Below are 15,463 nucleotides of genomic sequence, written 5' to 3'. Positions count from 1 at the left end.
TTCGGTAGAGTGGGTCCGCTGCGCACGAATCCGCCGGAAGCAGACACCGTGGACCCCGACTTCCTCCCCGACGCCGTCGACCTCGACCGGCCGAACGTGGCGAGGATCTACGACTGGGCGCTCGGCGGCACCGCGAACTGGGCCGTCGACCGGCAGTACGGCGAGCAGGCGGTGCAGGCGTTCCCGCTGGCGAAGACCCTCGCCCGCAGCAACCGCGACTTCCTCGGCCGGGCCGTGCGCTACTGCGTTTCCGAAGGCATCACGCAGTTCCTCGACCTCGGGTCCGGCATCCCGACCGCCGGCAACGTGCACGAGGTGGCCGACGAACTCGCCGAAGACACCCGCTGCGTGTACGTCGACAACGAGCCGGTGGCCGTCGTGCACGGCCGGATCCTGCTGGACGAGGAAGGCGACCCGGAGCGTCACGCCGTCCTGCACGCCGACCTGCGGGACGCCGAGGAAGTGTGGGAAGCCGCGCTGGCCACCGGCGTGCTCGACCCCGACCGGCCGATCTGCCTGCTCACCGTGGCCGTGCTGCACTTCCTGCCGGACGTCACCGGCGTGCGCGAGGCCATCCGTGACTACCGGACGCTGCTGGCGCCCGGGTCGGCGTACGTCCTTTCACACGCCACTGAGTCCGGCGTCGAAGGCGAGGAGCTGGAGCAGATCCGGCGGCTGGTGAAGCTGTCGGAGCGGTCCAGCTCGCCCGCGGTGTCGCGGTCGCTCGACGAGATCGCCGCGTTCTTCGGTAACTTCGAGGTGGTCGAGCCGGGAATCGTGCCTGTGGGACAGTGGCGTCCCGAGCCCGGCGCCGCCACGGTCCCCCTCGCGAGCGTGGTCGGCGGTGTCGGCCGCAAGCCTGGAGGAAGCCCATGACCACGCAGGACCCCGAAGCCCCCGAAGGCGTCGACCTCGACCGGCCGAACGCCGCCCGGATCTACGACTGGTTCCTCGGCGGCGACGCCAACTGGGCCATCGACCGGCAGTTCGGCGAGCAGGCGGTCAAGGCGTTCCCGATGATCAAGACCGTCGCGCGGGTCGGCCGCGACTTCCTCGGCCGCGGCGTCCGGTACCTGGCGCGCAACGGGATCGACCAATTCCTCGACCTCGGCTCGGGCGTCCCGACCGTCGGCAACGTCCACGAGGTCGCGACGGCGGTGAACCCGGACGCCCGGTGCGTGTACGTCGACAACGAACCGGTCGCGGTCGCGCACTCGCAGATCCTGCTCGAAAAGGAGGGCGTCGCCGGACGGCACGCGGTGCTGCACGGCGACCTGCGCGACCCGGCCGACATCTGGAAGCGCGCGCTCGACACCGGCGTCCTCGACCCGAACCGCCCGATCGGCCTGATCATGGTCGGCGTCCTGTACTTCCTCGGCCCGGACGAGCCGGTGGCCCAGACCATCCAGCAGTACCTCTCGCTGCTGCCGTCCGGTTCGTACTTCCTGTCCTCGCACCTGACGAGCGACGGCATGCAGGCCATGGCCGACGCCGAAAGCCGCGAGTCGATCATCAAGCAGTACAACCAGTCGAGCACGCCGATCCACCTGCGCAGCCGGGCGGAGTTCACGACGTTCTTCGACGGGCTGGAGCTGGTCGAGCCGGGCATCGTCTACCTGCCGGAATGGCACCCGGAGGAGATGGAGTCCAAGGCCACGAAGAAGCTCGCGAACGACCCCGCGTTCGTCGGGCACATCTGCGGTCTCGGCCGCAAGCCGTGACGACGGCCTACGACGCCGTCGCCGCCCAGTACGCGGAATTCGTCCGCGACATCTGGGACGACGACCCGCTGGACCGGGCCGCCTGGGCCGCGTTCGCGGACTACGTGCGTGGCCGCGGCCCGGTCGCCGACCTCGGCTGCGGACCCGGGCACCTGACGGCCCACCTGCGCGACCTCGGCGTGGACGCGTTCGGCGTCGACGTGTCGCCGGCGATGATCGAGCTGGCGCGCGCGGCCGAGCCCGGGCTGCGGTTCGAGGTCGGTTCCATGGCCGCGCTGGACCTGCCCGGCGCGTCGCTGGCCGGGATCCTGTCGTGGTACTCGGTGATCCACACGCCGCCCGGGCAGCTGCCGGCGTACTTCGCCGAGTTCACCCGGACGTTGGCGTCCGGCGGTCACGTTCTGTTGGGGTTCTTCGAGTCCGGCGACGCGGTCTCGGAGTTCGACCACAAGGTCACGACGGCCTACCGGTGGCCGCTGGACACACTCGCCGAGCTGGCGTCCGCCGCCGGGCTGGTCGAGGTCGGCCGGGTGTCCCGCGAGCCCGTCGCGGGCGAGCGCCCGTTCCGCCAAGGCCGCCTGCTGCTGCGAAAACCGTAGCGGAGCAACGGCAAGAGCCCCGGTTGCGACGGGAACCGGGGCTCTGCGGTGGTGGTACGGCAGTCAGGGCTCAGGCGCGCGAACCGATCCGGCCGCGCAGCAGGGGAGTCAAGTCGATCGCCGTCTCCAGCGGACGCGTCGTGCGGACGCCGTCGGAGTAGCGCTGCAGCGGGAGGTCCTGGTCCGTCGCCCACGGCGTCGTCTTGCGCAGCGGCGCCTGGATCAGGCTGAAGCCGAAGCGGTTGCGCAGCTCGGTCGCGATCCCGCGGCGGCCGCGGTGGTCTTCCTCCTCGCGGCGGAAGAGCGAGTTCAGCCGGACGGCCATCGTCTACACCCCCAGCTCTCGTCGCGGGGACCGACGGCGGGGAAACGCTCCCCGGCCGTGGTTCCGGACCAGCTCGGTCGGGTCTCCCGCGGCTTCGCGCCCGGTGACGTCGCCTGGTGGCGCACTGTCCTCGACGATCATGCTGATCCTCCCCCAAGAGGTTCCGCGGTGGTGGTTTGCCGGTCGTCAGCCCGTGGCCCGCGTCCCGCGGAGACCGCCCGTCGCAGGCAGGCAGTCATTCACCGACAGCAGCGCCCCCGGCCGATGCGATTAATCCTACTCCTGGAATAATCTTCATGTCGAGGCCAGACCTAGTTGATCACCCGCTTGGCCGTGCGGCGCACTCCATTGAGACACTGAGTAGCCGGGAGCGGGTAGTTTCGACCAGGTCGCGGCCGCGCCCCCCATCGATTCTCGGAGGTACGACCCATGGCGGATTATCCGTCGTTCACGGATTACGACCCGAACACGGCCGTGACCCTGTTCGAAGAGGCTGCCTGGGAGAAGTCGTTCGCCAGCGAGCCCAACGGGGGCAACTGCGTCGAGGTCAACCTGGGCCGCGAAGGCCTGATCGGCGTCCGGGACACCAAACTCGCGACCAGCCCCGTCTTCGTGTTCGACACCGCCGAATGGGAGGCGTTCCTGGTCGCCGTGAAGGCCGGCCAGTTCGACCTGCCCGCCTGATCCCTCCCCCGTGGAGGTGATCATGATCCCCCACCCGTCCTCGGCCGTCTTCCGGAAATGACGAAGGCCCCCTTCCTCGTCCTCTCAGGGGGAAGGAGGCCTCCGCGACGTCGTGGATACGCGTGACTGCCCAATGTGACCGGAATCTCACCCGATTGCCGGAAGCTCGCCCCCGCGCAACCGGCTGCGGGTCCGCCGCCAGGCCACGACGACCAGCACGACGAGCCCGATCAGCGGCAGCGTGCTGATCGCCCAGCTGAGGCCCATCGGCGGCCCGGGCTGTTCCTGCACCGGCAGCGCGCGCAGCTGGCCGGTGCCGGACCCGGCGGGGCCGTTGACGGTGAACACGAACGTCCAGTCGCCGGCCCGGGGCAGGGACCGGACGTCGAGGCCCCAGACCTCCCGCTTGCGCGGGTGCCGGACGAGCGGCTGGGTCCGGCGCTGCGCGCCGCCGGGGCCGAGCATGGTGAGCGTGCCGGACTTGTCGGCGATGCCGCCGTCGGGGATGAACGTGAAGTCCAGCGACTGCATGGCCTTCAGCGGCCAGGTGCTGAACCCGACCGTCAGCCCGTACGGCCCGGCCTGGACGTGCTCGGTGTGCACGATGTTCACCGGCTCGTAGGCGTCGGCGGGCGCAGCGGTGGCGAACAGCAGCCCGGCCACGGCTGCCAAGGCCAGGACGATTCGTCTTGTGGGGGTTCCGGGTGGCGTAGCCCCCGGCCGGGGCGGCGCCCCGAATGACATTGTCTTACGCATCAGCGGTTTCCCCCTTCTTCGCGGGCGCCAGCAGGCAGAGCATCCCGCCGAACCGCCACCCGGCGAACCCGCCGAGCAGCCCGAATGCCGCACTGAGCACGGCGGTCGTCGTCAGGTACCAGGCCGGCGGCACGTGCGCGTACGGGTAGAGCAGGGCTCGCTGCACCGGCAGGCTCAGCCCGATCAGCACCCCGGCGAGCCCGCCCGCGACCACGGAAACCCGGCCGGCGCGCCACCCCCGGCGTCGTCCGGCGAGGTACACCAGCTCCATCAGCGCGGCCACCGGCAGCAGCGCGATCGGCATCAGCGAAGGCATCTCGGGCACGCCGGAAACCGCGTCCCGCAACGGCAGGCCGACCATTCCGGCGTAAGCCTTCGCGGCCCACGGCGAAAACCACCAGAACACCGCCTGCACCGCCGCCGCCATCGCCGCGGTGCCGACGGCCCCGCCCGGACGGCGCAGGAACCCGGCGCCGACGGCGACGAGCAGCACCGCCATCATCGACGTCCCGATCGAGACGGCGTCGGCGTAGTCGTCCGGCACCTGCTGCAACCCCAGTGCCAGCACCGGCCCGAAGGTGAGCAGCACGGTCAGCGACGCCAGCGTGCCGAGCCGGCCCCAGCGGTGCTCGCGCGCCGCGGCGAACACCGCGGTCGTGCCGATCAGCGACACCGTGATCGACAGCAGCAGCCCGATGTGCGGCGGCGAGTCGATCACCGCGTCGAAGCCGTAGAGCCCGTGCCACCACTGGTCCCACAGGCCGTAGAGCAGGAACGTCGCCGCGCCGACGCCGGAGACCAGGTAGCCCAGCGGCGCCGCGAACGTCCGGCCGAACACGTTGACCACGCGGCCGCCGATCCGCGGGTCGACCGGACGGCCCGCGCGCCGCGCCGCCGTGGTCAGCAGCACGACGGCGAGGCTCGCCAGGCCGACGACCGCGCTGCCCGCGTACAGGAACAGGTGCGGCAGCGTGAAGAACGTGTCCGGCCCGACGTCGCTGTGCCACTGGATGTCCCAGGTGAGCCCGACCAGCGACAACAGCGAGCCGCCGAGCACGACGTTCGCCGGCAGCAACCCCGTCCGTGCCTGTTTCGCGACCGGCGCCACCCTGACACCGGATGCGGTGAGATCCATCCCCCGACCCCTTTCTACTTGACCAGCAACGGAAAGACGACCTGGGCGGGTCCGCCGGGGCCGCGCAGCGAAACGGTGATCTCCCACTGCCCGGCCATCGGCAGCCCGACGTCCGCGGCGCGGAAGCGGCCCGGCCCGTCCGGGCCGGCGGGCACCGGCGCGAGCGCGTGCCCCATCTGCGCCATGACGGGAGCGACCGTGACGGCGTCCGGTGCGGGACCGGTCACCGCGACGGCGAAGGTGTTGCCGCCGACCCGCGGCTCGTCTGCGGAGAACTGGACGGTGTAGGGCCCGGAAACCGCCTGCTGCGTGGTCGGTTTCGCGCCGCCGCCACCCCACAGCAGCCACGCGGCGCCGGCCGCGACGACCAGCGCGACCACGGCGACCAGCACGCTCGGGCGTCTCATCGGCCTGCTCCTGTCGCCGGGACGTCCACCACGGCGGGGATGGTGAGCACGCGGTAGCCGCGTTCGGCCTGCAGCCAGATCCGGTACCGGCCGGGCGCGGCGAAGGTGTAGGTGAAGCTGACGTCCGGGCCGTAGGCGGCGACCGTCTCGTCGGGGCGGTCCAGCTGACCCGCGACCGGCGGGATCATCGCGTGCACGTGCGCCCACGTCGGTGCCTTGGCCGCGCTTTCCCCGACGGGCCCGGTGATCGGCCCGGTGATGATGAGGTGGCCCAGCATGCCCAGCCACGGCTGGAGGTCCTGGGTCCGGAAGTGCGCGGTGATCGTCGTCGGCGTGCCCGGGCCGATCGTGAGGGCCACCGGCGTGCCGTCGACGGTCCGGGGCCCGGCTCCGGGTGGTTCGGGCGCGGGCTCGGCGGTGCCTTGGACGTCCACTGTGGAGCGGGCGAGCTGGACCCCGCCGCCGCGCCGGACCAGTTCCGCGGCCACGGCGTACGTGCCCGCTTCCGGGTCCGCGAGGGCGACGCGGTAGTCACCGGCGCCGACGCGCACGGGGTGCAGGTGGCTCATCCGGCCCGACGGCGACACCAGCACCAGGTGCATCAGCGCGTTGTCGTGGACGAGCAGGTCGTCGACCGGGCGGCCGGTGGCGCCGTCGGTGAGGGCCAGCCGCAGCTCGCCGCGCTCGGCGCGGACGGCCAGGTTCACCGGCGGCCGCGAGTAGTCCACTGTGGAGAGCTGGGCGTTGGCGTACGGGTCGGTGACGTTGTCGAACGTCGGGTCGAGCTGGCTGCCGGGCGCGGGCGGCGGGGGAGTGCGCGCCGACAGCAGCGCGCCGGTGACAGCGACGGCGATCGCCGCCACCGCGCCACCCGCCGGGATGAGCGCGAAGGCGGTCCGTTTCGCGCGGACGCCGACCAGCAACGCGAGCAGCAGGAACACGCCCGCGGCGACGAACCCGCCGTAGGTGGCCTTCTCCCACGGCGGCACGACGCGCGCGGGCACGACGAACGGGATGGTGGCGGCGGGCCCGGTGCCGTCGTCCAGCGACAGCTCCCACGGACCCGGCTTGCCGACCCGCAGGTTCCCGGCGTACACGCCCGGGGTCGCGCCGAGGACGACGTCGGTTCGCGCGGACACGACGCCGTCGGCCGCGACGGCCAGGTGCAGGGTGCCGGGCGCGGTGCCCTGGTGGGTCACGACGTCGACCCGCAGCGGCGAAGGTGTCGTGTCGACGCGGCGGATGATCACGGTCAGCTCGCGCGCGCCGAGCGTCTGCGCGACCTGGATGTCGGTGCCGGACGGCGCGCCGTCGGCGTGCGCGGTCCCGCCGCCGGCCGCGATCCCCAGCACGGCCAGCAGCACCAGCAGTGCCGCTTTCGGTTTGCTCCCCATCGTGCTGGCGAACCTAGCGGCGGCGCGCGGTGGCGGGCGTCACGGCGGCGAGGGAACTCCGGTCCCCACTGCGGGGGACCGGAGCACCCCGGGAACTCAGGGGTTCAGGAACTTCCGCAGGTGGGCGACGACTTCTCCGGGCTGTTCCTCGGGCAGGAAGTGGCCGCACTCGGCGATGGCGTGGCCGGTGACGTCGGTGGCGTAGTCCTGCCAGATCTCCAGCGTCGGCAGGGTGCCGAGCAAGCCGTTCGCGCCCCACAGCGCGAGCAGCGGCTGCGTGACGCGCTTGCCGGCTTCGTAGTCGGCGTCGTCGAGCCCGGCGTCGTCCGGGAAGGAGGCGCGGTAGTCGTCGAAACCCGCGCGCAGGGCGCCGGGCTGGGAGAAGGCGCGGACGTACTCGGCCTGCGCGTCGGCGTCGAGCGCGTGGCGCTGGAAGGTCCAGCGTTCGAAGAAGTAGCCGAGGTAGGCGGCGATGTCCCGGCCGGCGAGGAGTTCCGGGAGGTCGGGCTGCAGGTGGAAGAGCCAGTGCCAATACGCCTTCGCGACGCCGGCGTCGAGGCGCTGCCACATGGCGCGGGTGGGCGCGATGTCGAGGACGGCGAGGCGCTCGACCTGGTCCGGGCGGTCGAGGGCCCAGCGGTGCGCGACGCGGCCGCCGCGGTCGTGCCCGGCGACGGCGACTTTCGCGAAGCCCAGCTGCTCGGCGAGCTTCGCGACGTCGGCGGCCATGGTGCGCTTGTCGTAGCCGGTGCGGGGTTTGTCGGTGCGGCCGTAGCCGCGCAGGTCAGGGGCGATCACGGTGTGCGTCTCGGCGAGCGGGCCGATGACCTTGTGCCAGCAGTGCGACGTCTGCGGCCAGCCGTGCAGCAGGAACAGGGGTGGCCCGTCACCGGCCCGGAGGTAGTGCACGCGGAGCCCGTCGACGGTGGCCATGTTTTCTAACTGGTTCATACGGTTAGACGGTAGCGCTGCTTCTAACTGTCTTCAAGGGTTAGGATGGGGGAATGGAGTGGGTCTTCGACGGCGGGCGGCCGTGCCTCGACCTCGTCAACACGATGCGGAACCGGCACGACACCGGTGTGGAGCTGCTGACCGGGCCGGAGGTGCTGGCGGAGTGGCTGGCCCTGGCCGGGTTCACGACGGGCCGGGTGCCGGTGACGGCGGGGAACGTGCTGGCGGCGAAGGCGTTGCGGGAGGCGGTGGACCGGGTGCTGCTCGCCGACGGGCCGCCGGAGAAGATGGACATCGACCTGGTGAACAACGCGGCGGCGGCGGCGCCGGCCCCGCCGCCGCGCCTGGCGTTGGTGGACGGCGTGCTGCGCCGCGAGGTGCCGGCGCCGAAGGACCCGGTGGCGGCCGCGTTCGCGGCGCTGGCGGCGGACGCGATCGACTTGGCGGCGAGCGACGCGGAAGTGCGGATCTGCGCGGCGGACGACTGCGGGCTGCGGTTCTGCGACGCCTCTCCGCGGCGCAACCGGCAGTGGTGCTCGATGGCCCGGTGCGGGAACCGCGCCAAGGCCCGGGCACATTACGCGCGGGTCAGCGGTCGTGAGTGAGAAACAGGGTTAGAACACTGTTTCTCACTCACGACCGTCTTGCGCCGTCGCGGACCAGGAGGCGGCGGATGTGCGGGTGCGCGCGGAGCCAGACGTTCAGCTTGCCGATCCACCGCATGTGCGCGGTACGGACGGCCGCTGGGACCGGCGTCGCGAGCAGGCGGATCGCGCGCGCGAACCGGTCGAACCTCCGCTGGTCCGCGTCCGTCCACTGCAGACCCAGACGCTCGCGGAACGCGGGTGGCAACGTCGCACGGATCAGGAACATCTGGATCCGGGCGTGCCAGTGCCAGCACGCGCCGGGCAGCCACCGCACCGGCTTGGTCACCGTCCGGATCGTCTCGAAAAGCTGGTCGATGGCCGCGTTTCCGGTAAAACCCGCCACCATCGAGTCGTAGTACCGCGAGAACGCCGCCCAGTCCGGCGGCAGATCGCGCTCCCGCACGCCGAGCATCCGGCCGATGTCGCACATCTGCGCGTAGTACTCGTCCAGCTCGGACGCCGTCAGCGGCACGCCGAAAAACCGTTGCGCGTCAACCGGAACCCGTACCAGAGTCGCGTGCACCCACGCGTAGGCCGCCGGATCCAGTGCGCTGTAACGCTTTCCGTCCGCGACGCCCGTGAACGACCGGTGCAGGGAACGCAGCCGTGCCGCCTCCACGCGCGCGCCGGCCTTCCCGCCGTAGACGTAGATCGACAGCGATGCCCCCGTCCGCATCAGCCGCGTCCACGGATCGCTCGTGTAGTCCGAATGGTCACGGACGCCCGCCGCGACGACCGGGTGCGCCACCTGCAGCACCAGCACCTGACCGGCCAGCAGCACGTCGCGGAAGTCGCCGAAGTACTTCCACGCCGCCGTGCCGCGGACGACCGGCCGGGCCATCAGGCCCCGCGGATCAGCATCATCAGTGGCTCGGCGACCGGGGTGTCCGTCTCGCCGGTGGCCAGCCGCCGCAGCTGCAGCCCGGCGATCAGCGCCACCACCGGCACGGCCAGCCGCCGCGGCTCCGGAACGCCGAGCGCGGTCAGGATCGTCACGGCCAGCTCGTCGTACGCCGCGAAGCACCGCGAAGACGCTTCGTGCAATTCCGGGTCACGCGCGGCTTGCAGGTACAGCTCGTGCGCGCCGAGTTCGTCGGCGCCGAACGGCAGCTGCGCGATCACGTGCTCGACGACCGACGCCGCCTGCTCGACGCTCAGCCCGTCCGACCGGTAGCCGTCGACGATCGCGCCGAGCTTCGCCGTCTCCTCCTCGGCGAACAGCAGCATCGCTTCGCGCAGCAACGCCGTCTGGCTGGGGAAGTGGTAGGTCAGCGTGCCGAGCGAGACGCCGGCGGCGGCCACGATCCGGCGGTTCGTCAGCCCGCCGACGCCGTGCTCGCCGACGACGGTCAGCGCGCCGCGCAGGATGGCTTCCCGGGTGCTTACCAGCTTGTCTCGGGATGCCGCTCCGGCCACCGTTCGACCTCTTCCAGTTGCGCGGCGAGGGAGATCAGCCGCTCCTCGGCGTGCGACGGGCCGAGCAGCTGCGCGCCCAGCGGCAGCCCGCCGTCCGTCTGCCCGGCCGGCACGTTGACCCCCGGCCAGCCGAGCACGTTCCACGGCCAAGCGTACGGGCACGCGGCGATCATGGCCTGGTCGGTCTCCCAGCCGGACAGCCCGTCGAACGTCCCGATCGGCGGCGGCGGGGTCGCGGTGGTCGGTGTCAGCAGCACGTCGACCCGGCCGAACACCGAGCCGATCCGCCGGTGCAGCCCCGGTTCGAGGGCCCGGGCCAGCCGGAGGGCCGGACCGGCCAGCAGCCGGCCGTGGCCGGCGTTGCTGCGCGTGCGCGGGTCGAGGCCCGCGCGGTCGGGCACCCGCAGCGTCCAGTCGCGGACGCCGGTGAGCGAGCGCGGCAGGAACGTCAGGCCGATCAGCCCGTAGTCCGGCTCGACCTCGACGATCTCGTGGCCCAGCCCGGCGAGCGATCCGGCGAGTCGTCGGACGGCCGCTTCGACGACCGGGTCGAGCCGCGTTCTGGTGGCGGTGAACGGAATCCGCGTGGACAGGCCGATCCGCAGCCGTCCGGGTTCGCGGGTCGCGGCGGCCCGGAACGTCCCTGGCGTGCCGGCCGCGGCGTCGAGCAGCAGGGCCGCGTCCTCGACGGTCCGGGCGAGCGGGCCCAGCACGGTCAGGCCGTGGAACAGCTCGCCCTCGGCCGGGACCCGGCCGCGCTGGGGCTTGATGCCGACGAGCCCGGTCCACGCGGCCGGGATGCGGATCGACCCGGCGCCGTCGGACCCTAGCGCGGCCGCGACGGCCCCCGACGCCACCGCGGCCGCGCTCCCGCCCGAAGAACCCCCGGGGGTGTGGCCGGGGTGCCACGGGTTGCGCGTCACGCCGAAGGCCGGGCCTTCGGTGAACGGCCACTGGCCCAGCTCGGGGGTGTTCGTCTTGCCGATGATGACGGCGCCGGCGTCGCGCAGCAGCGCGACGGCGGGCGCGTCGGCCGTCGCGCACGGGAACTCGCCGGCGCAGCCGAACGCGGTCGGCAACCCGGTGAGGTCGACGTCGTCCTTGATCGCGATGGGCACGCCCAGCAGCGGCGCCCGTTCGCCGGCCGCGAGCCGGCGGTCCGCTTCCGCGGCCTCGGCGCGGGCTTCGTCGTCACGCAGGTGGCGGAAGGCGTTGAGGGTGGGCTGGCTCGCGTGCGCGCGGCCGAGGGACGTCGCGGTGAGCTCGGCGGAGGTGACCTCGCCGGCGGCGAGCCGGGCGGCCTGCGTGGCCAGGCTGGTGAAGTCGAGGCTCGTCGCGGTCACGGCACCTCCCGATGCTCTCGTTCGTTCGAACGAACGTTACCGGAAGGCCGCTCGGCGCGCGAGCACCTGCCTCTACGATCGGCCGATGACGTTCGACTTCGCCGGGTTCCCCGACGCCGCACTGGCCGCGATTCCCCGCGTCGACCTCGGGGGCTGGCCGACGCCGCTGCACGAAGCGCCCCGGCTCGGCGAAGCCCTCGGCCTGCCGAACCTGCTGCTCAAGCGCGACGACGTCCACCCGCTCGGCGCGGGCGGCAACAAGCTCCGCAAGCTCGAATACCACCTCGGTGCCGCGCGGGAAGCGGGCGCCGACACCGTGATCACCTTCGGTGCGCTGCAGACCAACCACGGCCGCCAGACCGCCGCCGCGTGCGCGAAGCTCGGGCTGCGCTGCGAACTCGTCCTCACCGCGAAGGTGCCGCGCGACGGCGAAGCGTACGAACGCGGCGGCAACATCCCGCTCGACAAGCTGTTCGGCGCGACCGTCCACGTCTGCGCAGACGGCGAGGAGACCGGCCGCGTCTACGACCGCCTGGTCGCCGAAGCCGGGCGGGACGGCCGGAAGGTCGCGACGGTCCCGGTCGGCGGCTCGAACGACCTCGGCGCCCTCGGCTACGTCCGCGCCACCTACGAACTCGCCGAGCAGCTCGCCGACCGCGGGATCGAGCGCGCCCGGCTCGTCGTCCCGCACGCCAGCGGCGGCACCGCGGCGGGCGTCGCCCTCGCCGCCGGACTGCTCGGCGACCTCGTGGTCGACATCGCGTGCGTCAGCCACCCGCTCGACGAAGCCACGGAGAACCTGCGCGACCTGACCGCCGGGGCGGCGCAGCTGCTCGGCGTCGCGCCGCCGTCGCTGCACCACACGCGGATGAGCGACTCGACCCTCGGCCCCGGCTACGGCATCCCGACCGACGCAGTCTGGAACGCGCTACGCCTCTTCGGGAGCCGGGAGGGTGTCGTGCTCGATCCGGTCTACACCGGCAAGGTGGCCGCCGCGCTGGTCGAGTGGGCGGACGACGGCCGCTTCGCCGCGGACGAGCACGTGGTGTTCCTGCACACCGGCGGCATGCCCGGTCTCTACGGCTACGCGCCCGAGTTCGCGGCGGCCGTCGAAGGCTGACTCGAGCCGGGTCGCGATCCCCAGCAGGGTGCACAGCAGGACGACGTCGGCGAGCAGCAGCACCCGCTGCATGACGCCGATCGGGAACGCGTCCGAGACCGCGCGGAACGGCTCGACTCCGGCTTCGCTCAGCCGCACGAAGACGAAGCTGGTGGCGAAGAGCGCGAACGCCCCGGCGGTCAGCCGGATCGCCCGGACCAGCGCGACCCGTTCCGGGCGGTCCCGCAGCGGCTCCAGCAGCGAAATCGCCGCGCCGGGCAGGCTGCAGAACGCCACCAGGCACGCGTAGAGGTGGATCTCGCCGCTCACCGGGTCCGGCGCCTCCGGATAGCTCGCCGGGAACACCGCGGCCGCGGCCAGGCCGAGCGACCAGAGCGTGAGCAGGATGCGGGTCGTCCGCGAGAGCGGCACGCCGGCGACGTGCAGCGCGCCGAGCACCGCGAGGGACCCGATGGCCAGCGACAGCACGCTCGCCGCGAGCATGCCTTCGCCGCGGTCGGTCACCGTGTAGCTCGACAGCGTGTCGTACACCGGGTCGCGCGAGCTGATGATGTGCAGCACGACGGCGGTGAAGAGTCCCCAGCCGATCGCGCCCAGCGCCACGAGCCGCCACGGTCTCGTGCGTGTTCCCTGTCCGGTCCCCATGCGCTCCAGGTTCTCGGAGAACGGGTCCCGTCGTGATCAGGGAAGACCCTGAATTCCCCCGGAGGTGAAATCGACCAGGACGAGCGCCTGGTCGTCGTGGCGCTTCGGCCGCGGCCAGCGTTCGCCGTCCGGGTCCCGCTTCTCCGCGGTCCGGACGGCGTCGAGAACCGCGTCCGGCCCGTCGGTGCGGGCGACCTCCAGGACTTCGCGCCAGCCGAACAGCCCGTACTGGTCGACGCCGATGGAGACGCCGTCGCTGGCCAGCAGGACGGCCTCGACGTCGGCTCTTCGCCAGCTGCGGCGGACCGCGTGCGCGGCCGCGCCCGGGTCGGCTTCGGCGACCCAGAAGCCGTCGTGGGCGTTGCGCCGCCGGCGGACGTCCGCGCCGGTCTGGAGCATCCCGCGGCGGCGTAGCCGTGCGAGCCGGTCGTCGGAGACGACGTCGACGCCGAAGGCGCCGAAGCCGACCACCGGGCTGTCGGCCAGGACCAGCGCGTCGACGCGGTCGCCGAGCCAGCGCACGGCCGCGACCGTGCTCGACGGCGACTGCCGCGGCCGGAGCGCGTTTTCCGTGGTGACGGCGGCGATCGCGCCGGTCAGGACGTCCGCCAGGTCGGCGTCGGGCGCCGCGCGGAGATCGGCGGCGAGGCGGTGGGCCAGCCGTTCGGCGTACCAGCCGCCCGGGGGCTGCGAAGGGTCCGACGAGGTGGCGCCGTCGAGGACGAGCACGGCGTTGTCCAGCACGACGACGTGGTCCTCGGTGGGGCGCGGGTGGCCGTCGGCGCCCACCCCGGCCCGCTCGGCGATGGCGATCCCGGGCATCACCCGACTGTACGTCCCGTCAACTCAGGTTGACATCCGGCCGCTTGTCAACGTAGGTTGACAGCATGACGGAAGCAACCGACCTGGCCGCCCGGGCAGGTGACCGCGATCCCCGGGTGGGACTGCGTGCGGTCGCCGCGCTCCGGCGGCTGCTGGAACAACTGGAGGCCGTGCAGGTCCGCAGCGCGCGGATCAACGGCTGGTCGTGGCAGGAGATCGCGGCCGAGCTGGGGGTCAGCCGGCAGGCCGTGCACAAGAAGTACGGGAGGCACTGATGTTCGAGAAGTTCACCCAGGACGCCCGGATGGCCGTCGTCGAGGCGCAGGTCCAGGCGCGCGCGATGAACGCCGCCGAGATCGACACCCCGCACCTGCTGGCCGGGATCGCCGCGGTCGAACCGGGCGACGGCGCCGTGCTGCTGACCGAACTGGGCGTCTCGCGTGCCGACATCACCGCGGACCTCGACCGCATCCGGCGCCGGGGCGGAGTCAGTGACGCCGACGCGGCCGCGCTGACCGAGCTGGGCATCGACGTCGACCGGATCGTCGACGCGGTCGAGCAGACCCACGGCCAGGGCGCGCTCGCCGTCGGCCGGACGCGGCCTCGGCGCGGACACATCCCGTTCTCCGACCGGTCGAAGCGCACGCTGGAGCTGAGCCTGCGCGAGGCGCAGGGGCTCGGCGACGACTTCCTCGGGCCGGAGCACATCTTGCTGGCGCTGGCCCGCCAGCAAGGCACCGAAGACGTGCTCGCGCGGCGCGGCGTCGACTACGAAACCCTGCGCGGCGCGGTGGTGCGGCGCCGGGCGAGCTAGTGACCCTGCTCCGGCTCACGCTTTTCGCGCCAGGTGGTCAGCGGCAGCAGGGCCTGCGTGAGCGGGCCGATCGCCAGCGCGTAGAGCACGGTGCCGATTCCGACGGTCCCGCCGAGCAGGAAGCCGGCGGCGACCACGGTGACCTCGATGCCGGTGCGCACCAGCCGGACCGACCAGCCGGTGCGGCCCGCCAGTCCGGTCATCAGGCCGTCGCGCGGGCCCGGCCCGAGCCGCGCGCCGACGTAGGTGGCGGTCGCGACGCCGTTCAGCGCGACCCCGCCGGCCAGCAGGGCGATCTGCCAGCCGAGGTCGTGCTGGTCGGGCAGCACGGCACGGACGAGGTCGACCACGACCGAAATGACCACGACGTTCGCGATCGTGCCGATGCCGGGCCGCTGGCGCAGCGGGATCCACAGCAGCAGCACGGCCACCGAGATCAGCCCGGTGACCGTGCCGAAGGTCAGCCCGGTGTGCTTCATGACGCCTTCGGCGAGCACGCTCCACGGCTCGAGGCCGAGGCCGGCCCGGGTGACCAGGGCGACGCTGGTGCCGTAGAGGGCGAGGCCGGACAGGAGCTGCACGCTGCGCCGGACGGGGTCACGGGAGATCCGGACGGGCCGGAGATCGATCTGAGCCACGTCTCCACTATCGGCGGAAGTGGTCTGGTAAACCATAGCCAATTCC

The 15,463-nt window shown here is 72.7% G+C and carries 19 protein-coding genes and 1 pseudogene; 8 read left to right on the top strand and 12 right to left on the bottom strand.

Annotation, left to right across the window (positions count from 1 at the left end):
* Nucleotides 1-48 precede the first annotated feature (48 nt).
* From BT341_RS04020 to BT341_RS04010, 3 genes are read left to right on the top strand one after another with little or no spacing between them, the layout of a single operon-like run.
* Nucleotides 49-876: an SAM-dependent methyltransferase gene (locus BT341_RS04020; RefSeq protein ID WP_072481769.1), complete on the top strand. Its 828-nt coding sequence runs from the start codon at nt 49-51 to the stop codon at nt 874-876.
* Nucleotides 873-1,721, top strand: coding sequence for an SAM-dependent methyltransferase (locus BT341_RS04015; RefSeq protein WP_072474973.1), 849 nt, complete (start codon nt 873-875; stop codon nt 1,719-1,721). Before BT341_RS04020 ends, BT341_RS04015 begins: the two co-directional genes overlap by 4 nt.
* Complete coding sequence (locus tag BT341_RS04010) at nt 1,718-2,320, top strand: class I SAM-dependent DNA methyltransferase (RefSeq protein WP_072474972.1); 603 nt, start codon at nt 1,718-1,720, stop codon at nt 2,318-2,320. The genes BT341_RS04015 and BT341_RS04010 overlap by 4 nt, the downstream gene beginning before the upstream one ends.
* A gap of 70 nt (nt 2,321-2,390) precedes the next feature.
* Here the strand turns inward: BT341_RS04010 and BT341_RS04005 are convergent, their stop codons facing one another.
* The gene (locus tag BT341_RS04005; RefSeq protein WP_072474971.1) at nt 2,391-2,645 is read right to left on the bottom strand and encodes a hypothetical protein; all 255 of its coding nucleotides are present in this window, start codon (nt 2,643-2,645) and stop codon (nt 2,391-2,393) included.
* A 429-nt stretch (nt 2,646-3,074) separates the two neighbouring features.
* Here BT341_RS04005 and BT341_RS04000 point away from each other — a divergent pair, with 429 nt between their 5' ends.
* Nucleotides 3,075-3,329, top strand: coding sequence for a DUF397 domain-containing protein (locus BT341_RS04000; RefSeq protein WP_072474970.1), 255 nt, complete (start codon nt 3,075-3,077; stop codon nt 3,327-3,329).
* A gap of 147 nt (nt 3,330-3,476) precedes the next feature.
* Here the strand turns inward: BT341_RS04000 and BT341_RS03995 are convergent, their stop codons facing one another.
* From BT341_RS03995 to BT341_RS03975, 5 genes are all read right to left on the bottom strand, one after another.
* Nucleotides 3,477-4,073 carry a hypothetical protein gene (locus BT341_RS03995; protein WP_072474969.1) on the bottom strand — a complete coding sequence of 199 codons (597 nt, stop codon included), beginning with the start codon at nt 4,071-4,073 and terminating at the stop codon, nt 3,477-3,479.
* A gap of 4 nt (nt 4,074-4,077) precedes the next feature.
* Nucleotides 4,078-5,220 carry a hypothetical protein gene (locus BT341_RS03990; RefSeq protein WP_072474968.1) on the bottom strand — a complete coding sequence of 381 codons (1,143 nt, stop codon included), beginning with the start codon at nt 5,218-5,220 and terminating at the stop codon, nt 4,078-4,080.
* Between the two features lie 14 nt (nt 5,221-5,234).
* Nucleotides 5,235-5,627, bottom strand: coding sequence for a FixH family protein (locus tag BT341_RS03985; protein ID WP_072474967.1), 393 nt, complete (start codon nt 5,625-5,627; stop codon nt 5,235-5,237).
* On the bottom strand, nt 5,624-7,021 hold the full coding sequence (locus BT341_RS03980) for a hypothetical protein (protein WP_177328734.1): 1,398 nt from the start codon (nt 7,019-7,021) through the stop codon (nt 5,624-5,626). Before BT341_RS03980 ends, BT341_RS03985 begins: the two co-directional genes overlap by 4 nt.
* 96 nt (nt 7,022-7,117) lie before the next feature.
* Nucleotides 7,118-7,972 carry an alpha/beta fold hydrolase gene (locus BT341_RS03975; RefSeq protein WP_072474966.1) on the bottom strand — a complete coding sequence of 285 codons (855 nt, stop codon included), beginning with the start codon at nt 7,970-7,972 and terminating at the stop codon, nt 7,118-7,120.
* 53 nt (nt 7,973-8,025) lie between these two features.
* Between BT341_RS03975 and BT341_RS03970 the strand changes: the two genes are divergently transcribed.
* A complete protein-coding gene (locus BT341_RS03970; RefSeq protein ID WP_072474965.1) occupies nt 8,026-8,577 on the top strand; it encodes a CGNR zinc finger domain-containing protein in 552 nt (183 codons plus the stop codon).
* Nucleotides 8,578-8,605: 28 nt separating this feature from the next.
* Here the strand turns inward: BT341_RS03970 and BT341_RS03965 are convergent, their stop codons facing one another.
* The 3 genes from BT341_RS03965 to BT341_RS03955 are packed head-to-tail and all read right to left on the bottom strand — an operon-like array spanning nt 8,606 to nt 11,378.
* The gene (locus BT341_RS03965) at nt 8,606-9,460 is read right to left on the bottom strand and encodes an oxygenase MpaB family protein (protein WP_072474964.1); all 855 of its coding nucleotides are present in this window, start codon (nt 9,458-9,460) and stop codon (nt 8,606-8,608) included.
* Nucleotides 9,460-10,035, bottom strand: coding sequence for a TetR/AcrR family transcriptional regulator (locus BT341_RS03960; RefSeq protein ID WP_072474963.1), 576 nt, complete (start codon nt 10,033-10,035; stop codon nt 9,460-9,462). Before BT341_RS03960 ends, BT341_RS03965 begins: the two co-directional genes overlap by 1 nt.
* Entirely contained in the window at nt 10,002-11,378 is a 1,377-nt protein-coding gene (locus BT341_RS03955; protein ID WP_072474962.1) for an amidase, read from the bottom strand. The genes BT341_RS03960 and BT341_RS03955 overlap by 34 nt, the downstream gene beginning before the upstream one ends.
* Before the next feature lie 85 nt (nt 11,379-11,463).
* On the opposite strand from BT341_RS03955, the gene BT341_RS03950 reads away from it, so the two are divergent.
* On the top strand, nt 11,464-12,498 hold the full coding sequence (locus BT341_RS03950) for a D-cysteine desulfhydrase family protein (RefSeq protein WP_072474961.1): 1,035 nt from the start codon (nt 11,464-11,466) through the stop codon (nt 12,496-12,498).
* 84 nt (nt 12,499-12,582) lie between these two features.
* Here the strand turns inward: BT341_RS03950 and BT341_RS03945 are convergent.
* Together BT341_RS03945 and BT341_RS03940 are read right to left on the bottom strand one after the other, a co-directional pair.
* Nucleotides 12,583-13,143, bottom strand: a pseudogene (locus BT341_RS03945) (DUF998 domain-containing protein); the annotation flags it as partial.
* 36 nt (nt 13,144-13,179) lie between these two features.
* Nucleotides 13,180-13,965: a protein phosphatase 2C domain-containing protein gene (locus BT341_RS03940; RefSeq protein WP_072474959.1), complete on the bottom strand. Its 786-nt coding sequence runs from the start codon at nt 13,963-13,965 to the stop codon at nt 13,180-13,182.
* Between the two features lie 65 nt (nt 13,966-14,030).
* Here BT341_RS03940 and BT341_RS03935 point away from each other — a divergent pair, with 65 nt between their 5' ends.
* On the top strand, nt 14,031-14,240 hold the full coding sequence (locus BT341_RS03935; protein ID WP_072474958.1) for a sigma factor-like helix-turn-helix DNA-binding protein: 210 nt from the start codon (nt 14,031-14,033) through the stop codon (nt 14,238-14,240).
* Complete coding sequence (locus tag BT341_RS03930) at nt 14,240-14,779, top strand: Clp protease N-terminal domain-containing protein (RefSeq protein WP_072474957.1); 540 nt, start codon at nt 14,240-14,242, stop codon at nt 14,777-14,779. Before BT341_RS03935 ends, BT341_RS03930 begins: the two co-directional genes overlap by 1 nt.
* Here BT341_RS03930 and yczE read toward each other — a convergent pair.
* Entirely contained in the window at nt 14,776-15,417 is a 642-nt protein-coding gene (gene yczE, locus BT341_RS03925; RefSeq protein ID WP_072474956.1) for a membrane protein YczE, read from the bottom strand. The two genes, BT341_RS03930 and yczE, sit on opposite strands and share 4 nt — an antisense overlap.
* Between the last annotated feature and the right edge of the window lie 46 nt (nt 15,418-15,463).

Source organism: Amycolatopsis australiensis (assembly GCF_900119165.1).
In the GTDB taxonomy this organism is placed as follows: Bacteria; Actinomycetota; Actinomycetes; order Mycobacteriales; family Pseudonocardiaceae; genus Amycolatopsis; species Amycolatopsis australiensis.
This window is presented reverse-complemented; position numbering and strand designations above follow the sequence as displayed.